18 protein-coding genes are annotated in these 25,130 nt (G+C 35.1%); 2 read left to right on the top strand and 16 right to left on the bottom strand.

Going from position 1 to position 25,130, the window contains the following annotated elements:
* Positions 1 to 103 precede the first annotated feature (103 nt).
* From BST93_RS07770 to BST93_RS07780, 3 genes are read right to left on the bottom strand one after another with little or no spacing between them, the layout of a single operon-like run.
* Positions 104 to 724: a response regulator transcription factor gene (locus BST93_RS07770; protein ID WP_042278380.1), complete on the bottom strand. Its 621-nt coding sequence runs from the start codon at positions 722 to 724 to the stop codon at positions 104 to 106.
* Positions 721 to 2,478, bottom strand: coding sequence for a sensor histidine kinase (locus BST93_RS07775; RefSeq protein WP_105018712.1), 1,758 nt, complete (start codon positions 2,476 to 2,478; stop codon positions 721 to 723). Before BST93_RS07775 ends, BST93_RS07770 begins: the two co-directional genes overlap by 4 nt.
* Before the next feature lie 7 nt (positions 2,479 to 2,485).
* Positions 2,486 to 3,016, bottom strand: a complete 531-nt coding sequence (locus tag BST93_RS07780; RefSeq protein WP_105018713.1) for a hypothetical protein — start codon at positions 3,014 to 3,016, stop codon at positions 2,486 to 2,488.
* A 36-nt stretch (positions 3,017 to 3,052) separates the two neighbouring features.
* On the opposite strand from BST93_RS07780, the gene BST93_RS14470 reads away from it, so the two are divergent.
* Complete coding sequence (locus BST93_RS14470) at positions 3,053 to 3,178, top strand: hypothetical protein (protein ID WP_258150502.1); 126 nt, start codon at positions 3,053 to 3,055, stop codon at positions 3,176 to 3,178.
* Positions 3,179 to 3,266: 88 nt separating this feature from the next.
* On the opposite strand, the gene BST93_RS07785 is transcribed toward BST93_RS14470, so the two are convergent.
* The 10 genes from BST93_RS07785 to BST93_RS07830 form a co-directional block, all read right to left on the bottom strand.
* Positions 3,267 to 4,121, bottom strand: coding sequence for a UDP-2,3-diacylglucosamine diphosphatase (locus BST93_RS07785; RefSeq protein ID WP_105018714.1), 855 nt, complete (start codon positions 4,119 to 4,121; stop codon positions 3,267 to 3,269).
* Between the two features lie 377 nt (positions 4,122 to 4,498).
* A complete protein-coding gene (locus tag BST93_RS07790) occupies positions 4,499 to 6,310 on the bottom strand; it encodes an acyl-CoA dehydrogenase FadE (RefSeq protein ID WP_042278387.1) in 1,812 nt (603 codons plus the stop codon).
* Between the two features lie 129 nt (positions 6,311 to 6,439).
* Positions 6,440 to 7,633, bottom strand: coding sequence for an acetyl-CoA C-acyltransferase (locus BST93_RS07795; RefSeq protein ID WP_085774448.1), 1,194 nt, complete (start codon positions 7,631 to 7,633; stop codon positions 6,440 to 6,442).
* A 108-nt stretch (positions 7,634 to 7,741) separates the two neighbouring features.
* Positions 7,742 to 10,150: a 3-hydroxyacyl-CoA dehydrogenase/enoyl-CoA hydratase family protein gene (locus tag BST93_RS07800; RefSeq protein ID WP_105018715.1), complete on the bottom strand. Its 2,409-nt coding sequence runs from the start codon at positions 10,148 to 10,150 to the stop codon at positions 7,742 to 7,744.
* 1 nt (position 10,151) lies between these two features.
* Entirely contained in the window at positions 10,152 to 10,619 is a 468-nt protein-coding gene (locus BST93_RS07805) for a MarR family winged helix-turn-helix transcriptional regulator (protein ID WP_082586886.1), read from the bottom strand.
* Positions 10,620 to 10,861: 242 nt separating this feature from the next.
* A complete protein-coding gene (locus BST93_RS07810) occupies positions 10,862 to 13,771 on the bottom strand; it encodes a T9SS type B sorting domain-containing protein (protein WP_105018716.1) in 2,910 nt (969 codons plus the stop codon).
* 13 nt (positions 13,772 to 13,784) lie between these two features.
* Entirely contained in the window at positions 13,785 to 15,836 is a 2,052-nt protein-coding gene (locus tag BST93_RS07815; protein WP_105018717.1) for a T9SS type B sorting domain-containing protein, read from the bottom strand.
* Between the two features lie 21 nt (positions 15,837 to 15,857).
* On the bottom strand, positions 15,858 to 19,127 hold the full coding sequence (locus BST93_RS07820; RefSeq protein WP_105018718.1) for an FIDD domain-containing protein: 3,270 nt from the start codon (positions 19,125 to 19,127) through the stop codon (positions 15,858 to 15,860).
* Between the two features lie 32 nt (positions 19,128 to 19,159).
* A complete protein-coding gene (locus BST93_RS07825) occupies positions 19,160 to 20,005 on the bottom strand; it encodes an ABC transporter permease (protein WP_042278397.1) in 846 nt (281 codons plus the stop codon).
* Between the two features lie 10 nt (positions 20,006 to 20,015).
* Complete coding sequence (locus BST93_RS07830) at positions 20,016 to 20,909, bottom strand: ABC transporter ATP-binding protein (RefSeq protein ID WP_105018719.1); 894 nt, start codon at positions 20,907 to 20,909, stop codon at positions 20,016 to 20,018.
* A 57-nt stretch (positions 20,910 to 20,966) separates the two neighbouring features.
* On the opposite strand from BST93_RS07830, the gene BST93_RS07835 reads away from it, so the two are divergent.
* Positions 20,967 to 22,022 (top strand): hypothetical protein, encoded by a 1,056-nt coding sequence (locus BST93_RS07835; protein ID WP_042278399.1) that lies wholly within the window; start codon positions 20,967 to 20,969, stop codon positions 22,020 to 22,022.
* 186 nt (positions 22,023 to 22,208) lie between these two features.
* On the opposite strand, the gene BST93_RS07845 is transcribed toward BST93_RS07835, so the two are convergent.
* The 3 genes from BST93_RS07845 to BST93_RS07855 form a co-directional block, all read right to left on the bottom strand.
* A complete protein-coding gene (locus tag BST93_RS07845; protein ID WP_042278402.1) occupies positions 22,209 to 23,267 on the bottom strand; it encodes a nucleoid-associated protein in 1,059 nt (352 codons plus the stop codon).
* 3 nt (positions 23,268 to 23,270) lie between these two features.
* The gene (locus tag BST93_RS07850; RefSeq protein ID WP_060522812.1) at positions 23,271 to 23,789 is read right to left on the bottom strand and encodes an IS1096 element passenger TnpR family protein; all 519 of its coding nucleotides are present in this window, start codon (positions 23,787 to 23,789) and stop codon (positions 23,271 to 23,273) included.
* A gap of 68 nt (positions 23,790 to 23,857) precedes the next feature.
* Entirely contained in the window at positions 23,858 to 24,904 is a 1,047-nt protein-coding gene (locus BST93_RS07855; protein ID WP_105018720.1) for a COX15/CtaA family protein, read from the bottom strand.
* Between the last annotated feature and the right edge of the window lie 226 nt (positions 24,905 to 25,130).

The following is a 25,130-nucleotide window of genomic DNA, read 5'->3' on the forward strand; positions in this document are numbered from 1 at the left end:
ATTACTTATCCAAATATATTAGCATCTAAGCGGGAAGAAGTACCCCTAAATGGGTATTTTTAAAATAATTTATATATAAAAACACGATTTTAATTAACAAATGTTAATTGTAGTGTTTGTGTACCGATAAAGCGTATCTCATGAGTTCTCCTTTTCCTTTGAGCCCCAACTTCTGAATCATGTTTTTACGATGCTTTATAATAGTACCTACTGCGGTATGTCTGATCTCTGCAATTTCTGAACTTTGTTTCCCTTGCGCTATTAATTTAAGTATAACTCTTTCAGTAGGAGACAATTTAGGTTTAATATCCGCTTTTGTGTAAATTTCTTCAACAGCAATATTTTTATCAAAATAACTTTTACCTCTTGAAACTTCAATAATAGCTTTTCTGATTTCTTCTAGTGGCCTACGTTTCAATAGGTACCCAGATGCACCGGCTTTTATAGCATCGTTTATAGCATCATCATGCTCAAACATAGAGAAAAAAATCACCTTAATTTTTGGATGCGTTTTCTTGATTGTTTTACACATTTCAATACCATTCATACGAGGCATACTTATATCTGATAGAATAATATCGGGATTACGGTGCTTGATGTTTTCTAACAATTCTTTACCGTCGTGGGCAGTTCCTATCACGGTAATTTCTGGATCATTTTCAAGTAATAATTTAGTTGCATCTACAATGGATACATGGTCGTCTGCAATTAGTAGGTTGATCATAACGGTATATCGATGGTTATTGTGGTTCCAAAACCAGGTTGCGAGTCTATTTCAAATGTTCCTCCTGTATTTTCTACCTTTTTCTCTATACTATATAGTCCCATTCCATCAGTTGGTTTAATTGATACAACATTCATCCCTATACCGTTGTCTTCAATCATGATGTTTAAATGGTCTTCATAAGCAGTTAGATTAATAAAGGCCTCGCTGGCTTGTGCGTGTTTTATAATATTATTTAATAATTCTTGTATTATTCTAAAAATCAATAGTTCTAGACTGTTTTCTAATGTCGTGTCTAGCCCATAGTGGATCACTTCGACATCTAACTCTTTACTTTGACTGATTTTTTGAGCTAGACTCTCTACACTAGGTATTAAACCTTTACTAGCTAGAACACCTGTAAAGCGTTTATGCGACATTTGACGAATTTTTTCATAAGTATCGTTAAGCAGTTGTTCTGTTCTATCAAAATAAATCTTATTGTCTTGTTGGGCTGCTTGCCGTTTTAAATTTTCAAAATGCAGTTTCATAGTGGTAAGAGAACTGCCTAGGTCATCATGTAATTCGGTGGCTATTTCCTTTCGTTCTTTTTCTTGACCAGCAATCATAGCATCGATAGTAGATAACTCTTGCTCTTTCAGTATTTTATCTTTTTGGGCCATGATGAGTTTCTTCTCTTTTTCTACTAAAAGCTTTTTCTTACGCTGGTTGTTAAAAAACCACAAACCAATAACGCTTATAAGGACTGCTGTTGCTATAAGCGCGATAATAACCTTTTGATTTTGTTCGTTTTTAGCTTCTTGTTCTGCTATTTTTTTCTCTTTCTCAGCAGTTTCATATTTTGCCTCAAGCTCTTGTATTTTATTCTCACTTTGTCTAGCATTAATGGTGTCAATGTTATCAAGTACATCAACAAATAATTCGCTGCTCAGCTTATATTTGTTGTTATAGTGGTAGGCTTCAGCAAGATTTCTCTTATTATTAATAAGGTTAAGTAGGTCTAGGTTATCAGGAGCGAGTTCTTGAGCTTTCAACGTATACTCAAGAAACTTCTCATAATTCTCCATTCTTTTATAGACCTGTCCAGTATTGTTGTAGTTACCATATAGTCCAGTAGTATCCTTAATTTTAGAATAGTACTTTTCTATTTTTTTTTGAAAAATTAAAGCAGAATCTAACAATCCTTGACGCTGATAAACTACTGAAAGATTACTTTCAACAGTAAAAATATCTTCAGTTTTGTTGTATTCCTTTGCTATTTCTCTAGCCTTCCACAATTCATTTTTTGCTTGGTTATATTGATTATTGTGGATTAAGTACCCTGTTGAATATAGGTAGCTAGTAATCTCAAGATCGGGATCCTCTAATTTTTTAGCAATTTTTTTATTGACCTCTATAAGATCCATAAAACCATCAGGCACCTCGCTTACATAAAAATAGGTATAGATTAATTCATCATTAATATAGAATAGACTTTTTAAATCTTGTGGATCACATGATTTTTTAAGTTCAAGAAGCCTATTATAATGAGCAGGAGCATCGTGATTTATTCCATATTGAGCAGCACTTTCTGCAATTTTAATGCGGTACTGCTCATATATTGAATAGTCATCAAGGTTCAATGTATCTACAATAGCTAGAGTAGTTTCATATTCATTATCATAATTATTGATGAGTAAGTCTACATATGAAAATTCCTGAGCTACAATCCATTGAGAAATAAATAAAAATAAGAGGCTGGCTACTGTTCTCAAGAAGGTCTTATTTTATTTTTCTTTTCATCATATTACCAATTAGGATAGGTTTAGAAACTTCTTCGGCGTCCTCACAGTAATCAATATCTAAAGAAGTATCCATGATAAAATCACCACTAAAACTTTGGTTAAATTCAATCGTTTTATTGTCGGGAGCGCCTTGTTCAAAAACGATTACCATTTTATACTTATCATCTTCGTTTATAATTTGAGCATCGGTAACGTATCCTATATCATTAGCAATGGTATGAAACGTACCACTTACTAAAGTTACAGTTTCATCGTTGGTCCCACTAGGTTCCCAGGTAAAATCTGCTTTTACGATAGGAGCATTTTCTTTTGAGGCAAGAATTACATTTTCATCTTCGTAATAAAAGTCTACCGTTATAGCAGGATCGATAGTGTAATTGCATTCCATTGATGCTGCTTTCTTCTCAATTGTGGTTTCCATTTCCTGCATATTTTCTGGCTTTTTTTCTTCTTTACAGGCGGTCATTAAAGTTGCAACGGCGATTAATGCAAGTGAAATTCTTTTCATAATTAATTGGTTTATAGAATGAGTAAATTAAGTTAAATGGCTAGCATTATTCAATACCCTTTATGGGGTACGTCTAGCTATGTAAATGTAAAAATTCTTTACAATATGAATATTCCTACAACTAGCAGTCGTCTCAAATGGATTACAGATTATTCAACTTAATTAAATAATTGATAATTAATTATTTGAAGGTGAGATGGTGTTTTCGCTTTCGCGAAAGCGAAAATCATTAAATAAAAGTAAGTAAGATTTATTTAAGGAATTCCTGAAGAATATATTGATAAAGTTGTTTTTGATTCATGTCTACTAAGCTCATTGAATCATCGAGTAGTTCACTCTCTATAGCATTTACAAGATTATTATTATTCAAATCATGTTTATGAAGTTTCCACTTGTCATCATGATATTCCAAGGCTGTGCAATGTTCAACCCAGTCACCACTATTTAAATATCGTATTGACGAGCCATTTTTAAAATCTATCGTTTTGTCGGTAGGTTGGTGAATGTGACCGCAAATCACATAGTCATAACCTTGTTGACGAGCCATTTCTATAGCAGTTTGCTCAAAGTTGCTGATAAATTTTACTGCACCTTTTACACTGGTTTTTATTTTACGAGATAGTGAAACTTTACCTTTACCTAGTTTTCTAGACAAATAATTAATAGCGGTGTTTACTAAAATCAAGCTATCATAGCTCATCGCACCTATTTTTGCCAACCATTTACTATTTTGAATGGAAACATCAAAAATATCACCGTGAAAAAACAGGGCAGTTTTTCCGTTACAATTCCATTCTAGCTTATTTACAATTTTGATATTACCCAGTTCAAGGCCATTGAATTTTCTGAGCATTTCATCGTGATTACCAGTGATATAATAAATTAGAGTTCCTTTGGATGCTAGTTGAAATAGTTGTTTTACTACTTTCATGTGACTTTTGGGCCAGTAGCGTTTTGAGAACTGCCACATATCAATAATATCGCCGTTAAGAACTAAAGTGTCTGGTTTTATACTTTTTAAATAGCTATAGATTTCTTTTGATTGACAACCATAGGTTCCCAAATGTACATCGCTTATTACTACAAGATCCACTTTTCGTTTCATATAACCCTTTAATAATGATGTTTATAAAACTAATTGAAAGGGTTGATTACTAGGTTATAAGAATTTTATGTGTTCTTTATTTAAAGGCTATCACTTAATGAAATAATTGTAAAAAAGCCGTCATTAAAATGACGGCCTAGCATAACATTGAATTTAGTTTAATTATCTTATTTCAAACTGAGAATCAATAGTTAACCATTTATTTATGTTAGAATTATTATACAATCTTTAACCAAACCTAATCTCGCTTAAGCTTACTTAACTTTTTGACTAATCAACAAATATTGAATTAGTTGAAATGAAAATTTCATCGATAAAAAAACCGCTATTTCTAATTAAAGAATAGCGGTTTCCAACATTTAAAATTAACTTTCTAATTAGAAAGGATAAGCATTACTATCAGTTACTTTATCTGCGATCGTATTTCTTAACGCTACGATATTAGGCAGATTTGTATATTTAGTAAATCGTTTAAGTCCCATAAGCATCATGCGTTGTTCGTCACCTTCTGCAAAGCTTGCGATACCTTCTTCAGCTCTGTTTTGGATGATTTTCACTGCATTGTATAAGTATAGCTGAGACATAGCAATTTGCTCTTTTTGCGCTTCTTCACTTGACCTAGCGATATTTTTCTGAGTTCTAAGGATAGCACTTTCAGCCATATAAATCTCAATAAGAATGTCTGATGCAGCCATAAGTAACTGTTGGTGTTGTTCAAGTTCAGTTCCAAATTTTTGAACTGCACTACCAGCTACCATTAAGAATACTTTTTTAAGTTTCTTAATCATATCCATTTCTTCACTTAATGGCTCAGAAAAATCTGGTACATCAAAAGAAGGAATAGAGGTAAGTTCATTTGCCACAGCCATTGCTGGTTCCAGTAAATTTACATGACCTTTCATCGCCTTTTTAACAAGCATACCAACGGCAAGCATTCTATTTATTTCATTTGTACCTTCATATATTCTTGAGATACGAGCATCACGCCACGCTGCTTCCATAGGAGCATCGGCACTGAATCCCATACCACCGTATATTTGAATACCTTCATCACTACAGTTTTGAATATCTTCAGATACAGCTACCTTAAGAATAGAACATTCAATCGCAAACTCTTCAACTCCTTTCAGTTCTGCAGTTGCAAATTCATCTCCTTGTTCTTGTCTAATATGGATACGATTTTCTATGTCTTTTGCTGCACGATATGAAGCACTTTCACCTACGTAAGCACTTGTAGCCATGTCGGCTAATTTCTTACGAATAGCACCAAATTTTGCGATTGGAGTTTTAAACTGCTCACGTTCATTTGCATATTGAGTAGCTAAAGAAATTACACGACGCTGTGCATCTAAACAAGCTGCAGCAAGTTTGATACGACCTACGTTAAGAGCGTTCATAGCAATTTTAAATCCTTCACCACGTCCAGCCAGCATATTTTCAACAGGAACTAGGCAATCATTAAAAAATACTTGACGGGTAGAAGAGGAGTGAATTCCTAACTTGTGTTCTTCCTCACCTAATGTAATACCATTTGACGGGTCATTTTCTACAATGAAACCTGTGATATTTTTATCATCTTCTAAACGGGCAAATACTACAAATACGTTACAAAAACCTGCATTTGAGATCCACATTTTCTGACCGTTGATTTTGTAGTGTTTACCGTCCTCAGTAAGTTCAGCTTTAGTCTTACCCGAATTTGCATCTGATCCAGCACCAGGCTCTGTCAAACAGTAAGCTCCAAACCACTCACCTGTAGCAAGTTTTGGAACATATTTTTTCTTCTGCTCTTCAGTTCCATAAAGTGTAATAGGCATAGTACCTATTCCAGTATGAGCACCAAAAGCTGTAGCAATAGAACCAGTTGCTCCTGATATGTAATCACATACTAACATGGTTGAGACGAATCCCATTCCTAGACCATCATATTCTTCAGGTACAGCTACACCTAAGAATCCCATTTCACCTGCTTTACGCATTACTTCTTCAGTAAGAGCGTAATCTTTCTTTTCAAATCTTTCTTTATGCGGTACAACTTCTTTGTCTACAAATTCTGTTACCGACTCTTTCATCATGATTTGTTCCTCAGAAAAATCTTCAGGAGTAAATACGTCCTGTGGATTTGTTTCTTTCACGATAAATTGACCACCACGGATTATACCGCTTTCATTTGTTGTTTCTGTTGCCATTTTTTTACTTTTTATTACGATACTTAGAAGAAAGAATGGTACTCAAATCTATTTTGAAATTGATTACCTAGTCCCAGCATATTAATTTGTGCCTAGCAGATCAGTCTTCTAACTTTTTTAATGATTGTTTTATTTAAGGAATTCGTAAACACCACAAGCTCCTTGACCTGTCCCTACACACATAGTTACAAGACCATATTTATTCTCTAAATTTTGACGTCGCATTTCATCAAATAATTGTACACTTAATTTTGCTCCTGTACATCCTAGTGGATGTCCTAGTGCAATAGCTCCTCCATTTGGGTTCACTATATCTTGGTTAAGGCCCAATTCTCTGATTACTGCAAGTGATTGAGAAGCAAATGCTTCATTTAATTCAATCATACTTACATCATTTAAAGTAATTCCTGCTTGTTTAAGTGCCTTTGGAATAGCCTTTACTGGACCAATACCCATAATTCTAGGAGGAACACCTGCAGCTGCAAAGTTTACCATACGTGCGATAGGTTCAAGATTTAATTCTTTTACCATTTCTTCACTCATCACTAGAACCATAGCTGCTCCATCACTCATTTGTGATGAGTTACCAGCGGTTACCGAACCACCAGCAGCAAATACAGGTCTTAATTTTCCTAAAACCTCCAGTTTTGTATCAGCACGTGGTCCTTCATCTTTGTTTACAGTGTAGGAGCGTGTTTCCTTTTTACCAGCAGCGTTAATAAAAGTTTCCTCTACTTCTATAGGAACGATTTGGTCTTGAAATCTATCTTCAGCAAGTGCTTTCAAAGCTTTTTGATGAGAATTAAAGGCAAACTCATCTTGGTCTTCTCTAGAAACTTTGAATTCGTTTGCAACAGCCTCTGCAGTTAACCCCATTCCCCAGTAATAGTCTTCGTTACCGGCTTTTGCTACTCGGTAATCTGGAGTAGGTTTATAACCACCCATTGGAATATAGGACATCGACTCTGCACCACCGGCAATAATACAATCTGCCATTCCCGATTGTATTTTTGCGGTCGCCATGGCAATAGTTTCTACACCACTAGCACAATATCTATTTACAGTTACACCAGGAACATCATCAATTTTTAATCCCATTAATGAAATTAAACGCGCCATATTAAGTCCTTGTTCAGCCTCGGGCATTGCGTTACCTATGATAACATCATCAATTCTTGTTTTATCCAAGGCAGGAACATCTTTAAGCATAGCTTCAATTGTTTCTGCTGCCAGTTCATCTGGTCTTTTAAATCTGAATACTCCTTTAGGAGCTTTTCCCACTGCTGTTCTTTTAGCAGCAACTATATATGCAGTCTTGTTCATTTCTTTAATATTATAACAGGATTATAGATTTATGTTTGAGAACAAGTTATCTAATTGAAATCCTATCATTTGTTATTTTTTTATTTGCTGTGAAACTGTTTTATTAAATTAGTTTCTTAACGGTTTACCTTTTTGCAACATGTGCTGTAAACGTTCCAAAGTTTTACGTTCACCAGTTAAACTTAAAAAGGCTTCTCTTTCAAGATCTAATAAATATTGCTCGGATACCAGAGTTGGAGCACTTAAATCACCACCAGCCATTACGTAAGCTAATTTATTGGCGATTTTCTTATCATGCTCGCTTATGTATTTTCCAGCTTCCATACTGTCTGTACCTACTAAGAACATTCCTAATGCTTGTTTACCAAGCACCTTAATATCTTTACGTGGTGCAGGTTGTGTGTATCCTTTATCTGCCATTAGGCGTGCCTGCGCTTTCGCGAAAGCGATACGACGATTGTCATTAACAACAACTTGATCAATTCCTCTTCTTAAGATACCTAGATCGTAGGCTTCGTAAGCACTAGTTGCTACCTTGGCCATACCTACAGTTAAGAAATATTCTTGTAAACGGTTAAGTTCTACATCGTTCTTTTCGAAAGTATCACTTGCACGTAGTGCCATTTCCTTTGATCCACCACCACCTGGAATAACTCCTACTCCAAATTCTACTAGACCTATGTAGGTTTCGGCACTGGCTACTGCCATATCACTGTGCATCGTAATTTCACAACCACCACCTAATGTCATTTGGTGAGGTGCAACAACTGTTGGAATACTGCTGTAACGTAATCTCATTACGGTATTTTGGAATTGCTTAATAGCCATATTAAGCTCATCATATTCTTGCTCTACAGCCATCATGAATATCATACCGATATTTGCTCCAACGGAGAAATTTGCTCCATTGTTTGCAACTACAAGTCCATCAAAGCGGTCTTCGGCAATATCTATAGCTTTATTAAGTCCAGCTAATACATCGCCACCAATCGAATTCATTTTTGAAGTGAACTCTACATTTAAAATACCATCACCTATATCATGAACAGTAACACCACTGTTTTTAAATACTGGCACTTGTGCTCTAAGGTTGTCTAGAATAATAAAACCATCTTGTCCTGGTTTCTTAACGTAATCCTTATCAGGAATAGAGTAGTAATAAGTTGCTCCATCGCGTACAGTGTAAAAAGAGTCATAACCTTTTTCTAGCATTTCTGTCACCCAAGCAGCTGGTTCCTTACCTATGGCTTTCATAAGTTCTACACCTTTTGCAACGCCTACAGCGTCCCAAACCTGGTATGGACCATGTTCCCATCCGAATCCAGCACTCATCGCATCGTCAATACGGTATAACTCGTCTGAGATTTCAGGAATCCTATGTTGTACGTAAGCAAATAGTGATGCAAATGATTTTCTATAAAACTCTCCTGCTTTATCTTTTCCTTTTATCAGAACAGGAAAACGATCTGCAACATTATCAATAGTCTTAGTTAACTCTAATGTTGCAAATTTTGCTCTAGGCTGTTTAACATATTCTAGTGTATCTAGATCTAGAGCTAAAATTTCCTTTTTACCCTCGTTTGAAACACTTTTCTTATAGAAGCCTTGGCCTGTTTTTGAACCTAACCATTTGTTTTCCATCATAGTGCTGATGAAATCTGGTAATTTAAACGTGTCACGGTGCTCGTCTTGCGGACAGTTTTCATAGACTCCGTTTGCTACGTGTACCAACGTATCCAATCCTACAACGTCTACTGTCCTAAAAGTAGCAGACTTAGCACGTCCAATAACAGGACCGGTAAGTTTGTCTACTTCTGTAACTGTAAGGCCCATTTCTTTTACCGTATGAAATAGACTTTGTATAGAAAAAATTCCGATTCTATTTCCGATAAATGCTGGTGTATCTTTAGCTAGTACTGAAGTTTTTCCTAAGTATTTTTCACCGTACTCCATAAGAAAATCGGTAACTGATGGATCACAGTTAGGTCCTGGAACTACTTCGAATAATTTTAAATATCTAGGAGGATTAAAGAAGTGGGTTACTGCAAAATGCTTTTGAAAATCCTCACTACGACCTTCATTCATAAATCCAATTGGAATTCCAGAAGTGTTTGAGGTTATTAAGGTACCAGGTTTACGGTACTTTTCAATTTGTTCAAAAACAGATTTTTTAATATCCAATCGCTCAACAACAACTTCTATTACCCAATCTGTATTTGAGATTTTTTTCAAATCATCTTCTAGGTTTCCTGTCGAAATACGATTTGCAAAAGCTTTATTATACAGAGGAGCTGGCTTACTTTTTATTGCAGCAGCAAGATTATCATTTACCATACGATTACGTACAGCTTTGTCTTCAAGGGTTAAACCTTTAGCTTTTTCTTTATCTGTAAGCTCTCGTGGAACAATATCTAATAATAATACCTCACAGCCAATATTGGCAAAGTGACAGGCAATTCCACTACCCATGATTCCAGAACCGATTACGGTTACATGTTTGATTCTTCTTTTTCCCATATTACTTTCTAACTAAAAAGGGTTGATTTTTAAATATCTTTTTTGAATTAACTATTTCATTTATTCGGTAAGCTACTTCTAGAAATGTTTCTAGTTTATCTTCTTCAATTTCCTCACGTATGTGGTTGTCAAAGGTTTTTACAACGGATTTAGAAAATTCTCTCATTTCCCTACCGAATGGTGTTAAATGAATTAAAACACTACGACCATCTTCTGGATTTTTTTTCCTTTCAATAAGTCCTTTGTTTTCCATCATTTTAAGTGTTCGAGATAATGATGTCGCTTCCATTCCCATCTTTGGACCTAAGGCTGTACTAGGAGTTCCATTCTCGGGATCTATACTTATTAAAGCAAAACCTGTAGCCATTGTACTGCCTTTTACTGCGGCTTGTTCGTTGTACATTTTAGACACTGACATCCAGGTAGCTCTTAAAATATAATCTATTGTTTTATTATGTCTCATACTCATTAATAGACCGCAAGATAAAACATTTTACTATGCACGCATAATAAATTAACAAAAAACTTCAATCGTTATAGTAGTTTGAATAATCATAAAATTACTAATTATATTTTAATTATACTCGAGTTGAATAGCTCAATTTTAGAGTTAAATATCTGACTATAAGTTTATAAAAGTTCGATAAATAAAAAAGCCTCTGATTTTTTATAATCAGAGGCTTTAAAGAGTCGGTTACTTAAAAATCTTTGTTAGTAATTGATATAAACCCAACTAGCTGTATCTTCTTCATCAGGATCATTATACTCAATAGTATAGAAATATACTCCTACAGGTACTAGGCCATCGCCAGCAAGTAAACCTTTATTTGGTATTCCTGCAAATTCTTCATAATTATTTGCTGACGTTTCATAAATCATACTTCCATTACGATTAAAAATCTTCAATACAAAATTAGGGAACTGTTCTGCTAGTCCTGGAATAGAGAATGTGTCGTTTACTCCATCATCATTTGGTGAGAATCCTTCTGGAAAAATGATTTCACATCTTTCGAAAATTATTGTAAATGCAACTACATTGAAACAACCTGTTTGTATATTCTCTAAGCGTGCAAAAAGAGTTCCTGTAGTAACACCGGCCTGAAAAGGCGTTGAGTAATTTGTTCCTAATGCATTAGAATCAGCTTCAGCATCTGCTTGAGATTCATAGTAGTTAACGATGTGATTAGCTGGATCATTACCATTAAGCACAGCATCATCTTGTACTGATAAATCAAATGTATTTTGATCTAAAGAGCTATTTTCATCACAGATATTTGCAAGATCTTGAGGTTGACCAATACTTGGAGCATCTAAAACTGAGATATCAAACTGTGTAGTATTTGAACAACCATTTGAGTCAGTCAATCTTACATAAATTGTTTGAGTTCCAGTTACAGTATATGGCGAGGATAATGGATTAGCTCCAGTTTCAGCATCTCCTTGTGAAGCATGATAGCTTACTGAACCTAGACCATTTGGATCTACTTCAATATCTTGTTCTGTTAGATCAAAGTCTGAACTACCGTCTAAAGGAGCATCGTCACAAACTTCTATATTCATAGGAGTTCCGATTGTAGGCTCGCTTAAAACTACCAGATTAAATTGAGCAGTACTGTAGCAGTCTTGATCAACGTCGTTCTCAACTCTTACATAAATGGTTTCAGTACTAGTTGTGTTAGTGTAAGCGACAGATGTGTCGATAGCATTCATGCCAGTATCTGCATCCATTTGAGTAGGGTGTAAGGTAATGGTAACATTGAATGAAGTACTTACAGCTGATTGTATGGTAGGTAAATATGAAGCAAGATCAAAATCTTCAATTCCGTCTTGTGAAATATCATCACAAGTTTCAAAATCTGGTATCGGATTGATTGCTGGAGTAGGACTTACCATTAAATCAAATGAATCAATAGCACTACATCCATCGTCAATAGGTGAGGTATTGTTTGCTATCCTTACCCAAATTGTTGTAGTTCCTAAAGGAGCATCAAAATTCAATGGTAATTCATTTACACCTGCATCTGCATCGGTTTGATTTGCGTGGTAAGTGATATCAAATGTAGTAGCATCTTGGCTACCTAAAACATCTGCTGTGAACTGACTTAAGTCAACAATCTCACTACCTGAAGCGTCATCATCACAATAGTTAAGTAATGTAGTATCAATAGGATCAACGATTCCATTTTCATAAATGGTAATTTCTTGAGTAAAGTTTCTTGTATCTCCTGAAACGTTAGTCACGTTTACACTCACTACATAAGTTCCTGCAGAAGCATAAGTATTGTATACAGCAACAGGTCCTGTAACACTCGCTGTATTACCATCACCGAAATCCCATGTACTTGCTGCTACCTGTGGTAAACAAGCTAAAAGGAATTCAGTTGCATCACCTTGACACTGATCATTAAGAGTGAAAGAACTGGAGAAACTAGATTGAACAAATACAGGTAACCCTTGTTTTGATACACCAGGGCTGATGTCAAATCCGTTTGCATTATAGGTTGCGGTAGGAGTTTCAGGCCCTACTATCATTCCTAATTCTGTTTGATCAAAACGACCAACATAAATATTTCCATCACGAGCTAATTGTAACGTAGATCTCCCTTCTGAAACATCAGCTATTTCTCTTTTGGTTGCTAGAATATTATTAGCATCACACAACTCGTATTGAAAGATCTTTTTATTTCCATTAAATCCGTAGGTGCTACTTTCATCATGATACAAATACTGAGAAGAAGGAGAGAATTCTGCTCCATAAACAGGACCGTTATGAAGGACTAAACCATTTCCACCAAATTGACCATTTCCTGGGTTAAAGTCGTACAAAACAGTACCTTCAAAACCATTAAAGCTATTTTGGTTACATATTACTAGCTTTGTACCATCAGGACTTACTCTAAGTTGTCCTCTGTCTGCACTAGAAGATGCAGTTGGAACTGAATAGTATGGAAGATTTCCATTTCCTTGTTGTAAAACAGGATTTGGGAATACAAATGAAACATTAGGACCTGGAATACCTCTTACTTCCCATGTAAATAATGCGTTGAAGTTACCAGTACCATTTACAGTTGAAGTGGCATTACTTTCAGCAAAGGTCATTACATAGGCATTATTACTACCTGTTTGAATAGTAGCAGCTACTTTCTCTGCACAGGATTGGATAAGTACTACGTTTTTAACACCGGCAACAACATCTCCTAATCCACCGTTAAGAGACATCTCAACTCTAGAGTATGATAAAGGGCCATTACCACCAGCACCTACTGTAAAAATAAAATATACTCCAGGTGATTCCGGAGCTTTTACGATTATGGCACTTTGGGTACTAGAGAAGTTACCATCTAAACCTGTACCGTTAGGCATAATGTTACCATTTCTATTCCATACTGTGATTCCGTCTGTAAAAAATAAAAGGTTTCCTGAATCATCTGAAATCGATGCAACACCTTCATCCGTATCATATCCAGATGTAGCTACTGCTGGATCTAGTGAACGATTTTGAGGGTTTGGAGTGAATTCTACACCAGCTTGATCCCCAAAGATCCACCATGAGGATTCTTCTTGGGCAAGCATGGTTGTACTTACAAAAATTAAGAGTAATAAAGAGTAAATTGTTTTCATGTTGTTTTTCAAGTTATCTTAAGTATACATAGCCGGCTTGTGGCTTTGTGTTTGGTTCGTTTAATTCAATCACGTAAAAGTATGTCCCTGTAGGTAGCAAACCTGTGGTCGAGGTAAGTCCAACATTACTTGTTCCATCCCAAGATGCAGAGTTATTATCTCCTTCCCATACTTTTTGACCGTATCTAGTAAAAATAGAAATTTTATGATTTTCATAAACATTTTTTAACCCAGAAACGATGAACGTATCATTTAATCCGTCGTTATTAGGCGTTACTACGTTAAACACCTCTATTGGACAGTTTTCTACTTGTAAATTCAGTTGAGAAATGTTAAAACAGTTGTCGTTTTCGACTCTAATAAAAATACTTTCAGGATTGGAAATATTTCTATAAATCATATTACTATTTATAATGTTACTTCCATTTGTCGCATCTTCCCTTGAGGTATGAAAGGAAACGATTTGATCGCTTCTAGTCGAAATTATATCAGCGATTTCGCTTAGATCAAATGAAGCTGTATCAAAACCTTCATCACATTTAGTTATTTGATCAGGAATGCTATTAATAACTACGTTTGGATATACTTGTATTTCTTTTTCTAAATCAATTGTTTGAGTAGGCGTTTGAATGGTTACTCGTACTATAAAAGTACCTACTTGAGAAAAAGTGTGTGTAGGGCTAAGATTGATAGATGAGTTGTTTATTCCACTTGCAGGATCGCCAAAATCCCATGTAATACTATCAATTTGAGCTGAAGTTTGAACGGTAAATAAATGATTTTCACCAAAACAATGATCCTCAGCTACTATTTCTCCTGAAATTAAAAAACTTTGGACAAATATCGGTAATCCGTATATCGCAAACGAGTTTTGCGATAACTGAAAACCATTAAATCTATAATCGGCCGAGATACCAGAAAAATTAGGAGTATTGATTACACTAAGCGCATTTTGATTAATCCGACTGTGATAAATTTTGTTATCTGGACCTAGCTGTAAAGCTCCTCTAAAGGTCACTAAATTATCTTCATAAACAACTGTCCTTGAATTTGCTATATTATTTGATGTTAAATCAAATTGTAGTATTTGACCATTAACAAATTCAAAAGTTTGAGTAGTTGATGGATTCATAAAATCGACTTCGGCATATAAAAATTGACCATTGCTTGAAAACTCTACACCGTAAAAGGAACCTCCATCGGCTTTGGTCATTAACGGTTGTGGATTGGATACTATACCAGTGGAATTGTCAAAATCATACAGGTATAACTCTCCGCCGTTCGTGTAGGCGATACTGCGTGCTTCTAATAGGGTAGTGGTATTTGAAAAATCTGATAAAGTATTATTTGAAAAATGAGCAGCTACTAATTTGTCACCTCTAGGGTTTACCTTAATATAGCCTCGCATTGCAGCAACGTCAATATTCGTAAGATTTGTATTTACAAGCTCTATAAACGGTGAAACTATAGATACTACAGGTGTTGTGGTTAATCCGCTAGATGTTAATTCATAACTAAAGAATTTGTCTTCGAATTGAGTAATTACCCAAAAACCTGTACCGCTTGAATTAGAAATTGCAGTAAGTTTCTCTGACGTAAGAGCTAGTAAATTTATATTTTTTTCAGTGGTGATAACATCACCATCACCATTATTCAAACTTAGATCTACTACGGAATAAAAGAATCCTTCATTATTGCGATATAAGATGTCATCCGTGTCTACCGTAAAAACATAAAACCTAGTTGAACTTCCTGGTTGTGGTACAATTATCGCGCTACTGGTGCTGCTGGAATTACCTTTGAGTCCTGTACCATTAGGCATTAAATTATGATTACGGTCATAGATTACACTTCCATCAGTATAGAATAGAAGGTTTCCTTGATTGTCAGATATTGTGGCACAACCTTCTCCTGTAACTAGTTGACCATCATTGAGAGCGGTAACGGTGTTGTTACTAAAATTAATACCAGCGTTAATACCAAAATACCAATTGTTAGATTGTAATTGCGCTTTCGCGAAAGCGAAACAACAACAAATAAGTAGAAAGGATAAATGCTGTTTCATAGCATTTAAAGATAGCCTTTTTTACCTTTTCAAGGAGAAGTGGCTAGAAAATTGCGTACCATCCATAAGTGTCGCAGTGAACCAATAGTCACTAGACGGTAGAGGATTACCGTTAAATGTTCCATCCCAGCCTACACTTTCTGGTGAGATTTGTTTTAATAATTTTCCAAATCGATCGTAGATAAATATTGTGGAATTAGGTTCAAACACAGTATTAACACCTATTAATTGCCAGTAATCATTAAAACTATCACCATTTGGTGTGAAAAACCTAGGATATCCCACAATACTGAAATCTTTTCTAGTTACACCACAGCCGTTTTTATCTCGTACATATAAGGTATAAAAGCCTGGTTCAATGTCTGTAAAGATCGGACTATCCTGATAAGGAGTTAAAATATCAATACTGTACTCGTAATCACCTAATCCGCTAGCTACTACCTCCATAGATCCTGAACTATTAGTGCCGGCATGATTGATAATTAAATTATCAATTGTTGCTGGTTCACTTATAACTACTGTAACTATACGTTGAGATGAGCAGCCTTCGGCATTAGTAACGGTTACCGTATAATCTCCACCGGTTGAAACTAATATTTCATTTGTAGTCTCACCGTTACTCCATGAATAAGTAAAATCATCAGGATTTCCAGAGATGAGACCTGCATCTATTGAGAGCGGTTGTGGATCATTACCACAATATTCAAATAATGCCTGAGGTTCAATATTAGGTAAAGCATTTACTGTAAGTTCTACTTCACTAATTCCGTAACAGTTCCCATCAGGAGATTCGGCTCTGGCAAAAATGGTTTGTGAAAAAGGTGTCGTATTGGTAAATGGACTAGTTAACGGATTCTGCTCTGTAAGTGCATCATCTCTAGTTTCGTAATAATTCACTGTAACATCAGCTGGAGCGTTGGTTAAAACATCGCTATCGGCTAGGGTTAGTGTAAAATCTGCTATTCCATCATTAGATAGGTCATCACATGCTTGTAAAGTGGTGTCTTGCGCATCGCTTGCACTTACTCTTAATATAACTTGAGATGTTGAATAACATCCTGTAACATCATTGGTTACACGTGCGTAAACTATCTCGGCAGGAGTAGTGTTTGTGTAACTTGTTGTGTTTAATGGATTGGTATTTGAATCTGCATTGGACTGTGTACTGTGGTAGGAAACTGTAACATCACTTGCATTGTTTGATATAGCATCGTTAAAACTATCAAAACTAAAGGTAGTTCTTCCATCAGGAATACCATCTTCATCACATTGAAATGCGTCAAAATCAATAGCTTCTGGTTTGTCTTGCACTATAAGATTGAAAGATTGAGAAGTATCTGCACAGGTAGTGTTGTTTCTATTTTCTAACCGCACATAAACTGTTTCTAAAAACGGAGTGTTATTGGTGTATGGACTGCTTATTGGATTGGATCCTGAGTCTGCATCACCTTGTGAAGTATGAAAAGTAATTTCAAAATCGGTACTACTTTGATTTCCGAGTATTAAAGCGTTAATAGAGGTGAGATCAAATTGTTGAATTCCGTCAAAATCGTCATCACAAACTTCAATATCTTGAACAGATTGAATTACAGGTTGTTGAAAAATATTAACATCGAATGAGGTCGTGTCAAAACATTCTGTATTATTACGGTTATAGATACGAACATATATAGTTTCTGAAGGAGTATTAACGGTATATGGACTTGATAATTCATTTACATTGTCAATCGCATTTTGTTGACTCGTAAAATACCTTACGTTGAAAGTCGTGGCATCTTGAGTTCCTAAAATAATAGGAGTCACATCTGTATCTAGGTCTAAAGTTTCGTTCCCATTATTGTCTAGATCACAAATATCTTGATCTACAACATTATTTGCAGTTGGAGAATCAAAAATCTCTACTGTTTTTCTATATGTTCTAGATGCACCACCAGTAGTTAGAGTAAGCGTAACTTGATATACGCCAGGTGTATTATAAACATTGGTCCCTATGGTTTGGGACGACGTGTTACCATCTCCAAAATCCCAAAGAACACTATCAGGTAAATTATCGGTTTCAAATGTAAATTCTGTCGTGTCTCCTAGACAAGTATTTTCAACATCAATCAGTGCAAAAAAGCTTTGAATGAACGGAGGCAGACCTTGTGTAGACAGTCGCCCAGAAAGTGGAATTGCGTCGGCCACAAAATTACAACCTGTACCTCTTACATTGGGATTATTAATGACGCTTAAAAAAGGTCTCCCGTTATCATAGGTGTCTGAAGTGGTTCTATATATTTTCCCGTCAATCCCTAATTGCATAGAGTTACGGTAACCTTGCCTTGTGTCTAATAATATTTCTGATCCTGGAATATTAGGTGCATTAAGGTCATATTGAAACAATGACGTTGAATAAGCGGTAGGATTATTTCCTGAAGCATTATTTAAGGTTGAGATATACAGTAAACTACTATCTGGAGAAAATTCAACACCATAACCAAGGTTGTCGCTTGAAGCAAAATTGAATCGTCTCTCATTACTCAAGGCACCAGTGGTCTGATCAAAATCATAGATGTAAGTTCCACCTACCATGTTGCAGGATACTAAATATTGTCCGTCTGGTGATACTTTGATGTTACCTCTAGGGTCTGTCACTGAGGTTGTAAAGGTAGACCTTACGGGAACTGGATCAACACCAGTTGGAGTCACTTTATAAGTGTAAAAGGTATTAAAGTTTCCACTTGCACCGTTTTGATTTGCATAAACGATAATAAAAATCTCATCATTGGTCGCATGATTAATAGCGGTAAGTTTTTCAGAGGTTCTACGTAAAAGATTGTTTGGAGTATTTAAATTGGTGGTAACAGCACCTTGTCCTAGATTTAAAGACATGTCCACTTCATACCAGTGAAATCCAGTATTAGCATCACCACCTACTTGAGTATCAACTGTGAATATGTAGTAAATGTCAGAATCTTGAGGCTTGGGTATGATTATCGCACTTTGAGTACTTGACGGATCTCCTAAAAGTCCGTTACCATTTTGCATTACTCCATGATTTCTATCATATACAGTGATACCATCCGTATAAAATAAGAGGTTTCCTTGTGCGTCGCTTATACTCGCGCAACCTTCATTTGTACTGAGCTGTCCATTAACTAAAGGAGTAACTGTATTTGAAACAGGATCAAATCGCAAACCTGCATTAAATCCAAAATACCAATTTGAAGCTTCTAATTGTGCATAAACACTGGTGTTTATAAATAAAAATAGCACAATAAAAAAAGCGGAATAAATATTTTTCAATTTCATCCCGCTAAAATAACATCCAAAACGTTAATATTTTACAAATCCCTGCGCTTTAATAAGGCAAAACTCCAATAGACAAACAGTCCAGACCATATAAGTACTGAGATTATGTCTAACCATTCAATATCGTAAGTAAATTCTAGACCTTCTATAGGAATTTGACTAGTGGTAGATTTGACCAAGTCAATCTTAGTAAAAGGTTGTTTGATTAAATTACTCATTGCATTTAAAGGAAGTATGTGAACAAGGTAACCATCGTAGATGTTCCAATCATAGTAGGTATCCAGTCCTTTTGCAACTGCATTAATAATACTTTCAAATATGTAGTAAACAAATACCAGCCCTAGTGCAAAGGCACCACGTTTCACCAAAATTCCCGCGAATAGGCAGAAGGTGAAAAAGACTAAATGAGCTAGAAAAAATCCACCTAGATAACCCATTTGAGAAAATATTATTGATGGTTCATCAAAATCAGAGTAAATTAATCCAAGTATTAATGATGCCAAAAAGACGATAACTGTGGCGGTAATAGCTAATACAATAGTGAAATACACTTTGGATAACAACAATTCTTTTTTACTCAATCCATCGATAAGATTTTGTTTGAGTGTTCTATTGCTGTACTCACTTGCAGTAAGTGAAACTATCACAATCGCAATAAAGACTTTTAGAAAACTAGCAAAATATGTACTTAAATGCCATACTAGGGGAAAATTAAAAAGACCTAAATCGCTAAGAGCATATTTTTCACCATTTATAGTAATGGGAATAATACCGGTAAGCATTAAAACCACAATAATCGTTAGGTAAATAATGGTTAAAACCTTACTGCTTTTACTGTGTTTGAATTTGTGAAATTCTATATCGAGTAATCGTAACATATTCTATTGGTTAGTTTTTGGTTAATTCTAGGAATTGATCTTCTAGGCTTTGTTTCTTAAAGGCAAGTTCAGTTAAAACAATACCCTTTTCAAAAGCCTCTTTATTGATTTGGGCTGTCGTTACCGGACTGGATAGTTTTACTTCTAGTAGACTATCCTGTTCAATCAATTCTGCGACAAAGGATTTTTCATTTAGAAAACTACGTAATTGAGCAATATTTTGAGAACTTAAGAATATAGAACCGTGATTTTGAACCATCTGATCAACTCTGCCTTGATACAGCATGTTGCCTTGTCGTAATACAATAACGTGAGAACAAACCTTTTCAACCTCGTCTAATAAATGAGAGGCGAGCAAAATGGTAGTGCCAGATTTTGCAATATGTTTTATAAGGTCTCTAATCTGTCTTATTCCTTGAGGATCCAGACCATTAGTAGGTTCGTCTAGAATTAAAATTTCTGGATTATTCAATAAAGCACTCGCTATTGCAAGTCTTTGTTTCATACCTAAAGAATAGGTTTTGAAGGGACTATGCTTTCGCGAAAGCAAACCTACCAACTCAAGTGTTTCATCAATTCTATCATAAGCAACACCTTTAATTTTACAAACCAACTTTAAATTTTGCACAGCATTCATTGATGGATAAAAATTAGGTCTTTCTATAATAGCGCCTATTTTTTTTAATGCATCATGGGTAGACATGCTACCGTCAAACCATTTGTATGAGCCACTTGTTGGATTTACAACATTAAGGACCATTCCCAAGGTAGTACTTTTACCGCTACCATTTGGGCCTAGTATACCATAAACGTTACCTTTCTCTATTTTAAAGGAGACTTTATTTACTGCTGTAAGCGCTCCGTAATTTTTATGAAGATGATTTACTTCAAGAATGTTTTTCATATAGAAGTTATTTTGGTTATTTTATCTGACTGAAAAAAAATTGATTTGTAACAAACAATGAGCGAAAATATAGCTACAGAAAAATTATTATCACGTAAAAAGCCTACTTATCCCATAGACGACGCTCTATTTGGGTATGTGAAAAAATATCATAGGTATACTAATATACCAGTTTCCTATGACGATTTACTCAGATTTCAAGGTTCAATAAGTGTGTATAATAAAGATGATGAAGATACATTATGGGTACGATGTTATTATCCAGACCATGAGCGTGATATGATAGATAATTATCTTAAAAGAGTTTATGATATTTTATACAGTGATGGGAAAGACAAAACTTTGGACTATTTAAACATAGATGCCATTGACTTTTGCACCTTTGGTAATACAAAACCCTTTAGAATCAAAGTACGTAATGTATTAAACGACAGTTTCACTTATTTCTATGTAAAAAAGGCCGATGCAAGTAGGGTATACGGGCTAGAAATTGAACACTTGTTATCACCACACCGTATAAGCTTTTTGGTGCACGACGACACTTTGATTGAAGAGCATATTGCTGGTATTCCAGGTGATGAATTTATTAAGGATTATCTGGAACGTTGTGATCGTTTAGAAAAAACTCAAATAGCTAAAGAGTTTGTGAAATTCAATGAACGATGTACTATTAGATTGTTAGGAGACATGCGTGCTTATAACTACGTGGTCATTCCTACCCATGATTTTGATAGAGTAAGTTTTACCATAAGAGCTATAGATTTTGATCAACAGTCCTATGAAGGAAATTTAAAAGTTTATAGACCTCAATTCTTCAAAGAGAATTTTCCTATGGTGGATAATGTGAGCAAGCATCTTAAATTAGAAAGTGTAGAACAGTATAGGAAAGAAGAAAGATCCTTAATTGCCAAACGATTGACAAATACTCAAACACGTTTTAGGCAACTCATGAAATGCATGAAGCAGGATGAAATTACGACCAAGGCGAAGCTTAAATCATTAAAAGCTGATTTGCACAACTTTACTGGTGATATAAAGTTTAAAAAATCAAGAACAATGGGTGGTGTGTTAAATACTGCGCTAGACTTTGTAGTTAGAAACTACAAAACCTAGCGTGTAGAGGTTCTCAATCTTATTAAAGTAAGCAAAATTACCGCCACAGATAATCCAATACCTAAAAAAGGATTTTGATTAGTAGACCAGCTTAGATCTGCATAGTTGATTTTGGTAACATTGAGGATTGCAAAAGCAAGTGCCGCAATCAAGAGAATTAAAAGTGGTGCCTTTGCTCTCATGTGATTATTTCTTTTCCTCTCTATTAAAGTACACTAGGTAGTAATACATTTGTCTTTCTTCGTCCCAGCCTTTTTCTATAAATTTCTCAGCGCTATCAGGATTAGTAAAATCCATTTTTATTTGCACATGAGTGTCAAGATTAATCACGTTTTTGATTCCTTTACGCGCTTGTGTAACAGCGGTATTTGATATAGGAAACTCTGATACATCTTCAATACTATACTTTGGTCCCTTTTCTACCTTAAAATTCTTAAACTCAGGTATTAATTCTGGATTTTCAAGGGTATCGTTTAAAAAGGCTGTTTCTTCAAAATTATCATTTTTTGCAAAGTGGTTAACAGCTCTATTCAAAAACATCACCTCTTCCTTTTTATCCTCGGCAGGAAGTACGACCTCTTTGGCAAAGTCTTGACAAAACTTCAAGTACTTTTTAGTAAAGAAGTTTTCATCTTCAAAAACGTCCACACCTAGAAAGCTCTCTAGCCAATATTTTGCATCATATCGATTGCTGTCTACACTTAAAATTTTGTATCCGTTTTCTTCTGCAACATTAAAAATGATAGCTCCTTTATCCAGTTTGTTAAGATTAACACCTTGTTGTAGGATCATTTCCAGTTCAATGTCGCCTTCTTCAAACTGTAAAAAGTCTTGTTTAAGTTCACTTTTGAATATACCGATGGCATCCGTTTTCTGATTATCTACCATTACATTGTCAAAGTAACACACGTACAACTCACCGCTACGTATATGTGGATGAACCGACTGCTCATAAAGGTGCTTTGCAATTTCCTTACTTTTATCTAGCAGGATTGCAGGTGTTGAGAATATCGCTTTCGCGAAAGCGTACATATCATGAAAATCGAGATCAGTATCATGATAAAAGCTATAATAAGCTTCTTCTTTACTACGAAATGGCTTTAAGAAATATTCTTTTAATAATGAGTGCATCTCATCATCTAAAAGAGTAGATTTTGAAGAAGTATAAAGCAGTTCGCCTTTATTTTTGTTACCTATACGATGAATCGCTAGGTCCTCTATACGTGTATTGTAAAGATTAATCATATACTAGTAAAGTTCATAGTCATCAAAAGATTCCTCATCATAATAGTCGTCATCATCATTGAGGTCATCATCGTCTAGATCGTTATCAAATCTAGGATCAGCTTCAAAATTTCTATCTGGTGCTTCATCTGGTAATTCTCCCATTGCAAAAAGTACTCTAGGGTATTGTTCACCATCCTCGGCCTGATCTATATCAACAAGAGTTATCATGAAGGTCCACATGCTCAAAAAATCGTAGATATAGATAAGGTTGGGTTTTTGTTTACTCAATGCCTGATCTATAGTGGTGTCTTCCATTTTCTTGACAGGTTCCATACCACCGCTCATATCAAATAGGCAATATTCTTGCCCTTGATTCCACTCATCGTCGGTTTCATAAAAGCTAGCCATCTCATCACCTTGAAGTTGAAATGACTGGTGAATGATATTGTGAAAGTCTTCTAGTGTACTAGTTGCTGGTATTTCAAGATCTCTCAAAACATCATCGGCGCTGTCTAGTATCACTCTAATTTTATAAATCATGTGTAACTTTTAAAGGGCTTCAAAGATAAAATTATTTACAAGTATCCTTAAGATTTTAACGTCATAAATTATGAACGATAATGAACGGTTCTTAAACGCATCCAAAGATAAAATTGCACTCCTAAAATAATAGATGCTAGCACTAAATGTGATGCCTGTGAGCCAAATGGGAAGTCAACATAATTCATTAATACTCCACCAATAATAGTTAAAATAAAAAGGACAGCTAGCCAGTAGTAATAATTACGAGGATGTTTGTAAAAACGTACTGCTTTATAAATAAAATATCCATGTAGTAGTACTAATAAAATGGAATAACTCCTGTGTATTAAAAATACTAACGGTGCATTATTTTCTAGCCAGGTACTTTTTACAGGATAACCAAAAATATCTATTTGATGATCGATGTACTGCCTTACTTGTGTTCCTAGTGCTACTTGAATTAATGTGAGAACGATAAGCACCAAAGCGAATTGATGCCATTTACCCTTATGCGCATATCTGTTATCTACTGGCTGCACTTCGTGCAATAAATATATAAGCAGTCCTACAATAAGTAATGCCACTATCATATGTATGGTTATGAGTAGTGGTGATAGGTTGGTGTCCACTACTATTTTTCCGATAACGGCTTGTACAAGCATAGCTAATAAGGCAACGGCTGTTAGGATGGTGATGTATTTCTTTTTTCTGAAAAACTGAAAAGAAATAATAGTTGCTATCAATACTACTAGTCCACCTAATGCGCCTATTAACCTATTGATATATTCTGTCCAAGTATGATACTTATTAAATATACTATAATCGTGTTTTGTGTAAGGTTCCCAATTATTGGCATTGTAAGAATTTGATGAAGTAAAATCTTTCTTTGCAACCCTTAAACTTTTATCAACGATAATGACCATTCCTTCTTCGTATGAGGTCAACGGTTGAAAATCTAGTTGAGCTCGCTCAGTAGGTGGGATTAAATATCCGAAGCATTTAGGCCAATCTGGACATCCCATTCCAGATCCAGTCATTCTAACTACTGCGCCAGCCACGATTATGAGGTATATTACGACAATACTTAATCGTAACCACTTGCGATATGTTTTTTCGGTGAAGATATTTTTCATAAAGAAATTCCTAGCACAAAAATACTTCACAAGAATTAAGCTGAAGTATTTTATTTAAGAAGTCTATTTACTTGGAAGTTCTTACAAAAAAAATGGAGCACGAGCTCCATTTTTCATATCCATTCCCCATCATGGATATTAATGCAAAAAAAATGATTTCCCCTACAAAATCAAAAAAATATTTTGCCTTCTAAAATAATTTTTCCTCTAGGATTTTTGTAGATTT

This window comes from Nonlabens tegetincola (assembly GCF_002954355.1).
Classification (GTDB): Bacteria; Bacteroidota; Bacteroidia; order Flavobacteriales; family Flavobacteriaceae; genus Nonlabens; species Nonlabens tegetincola.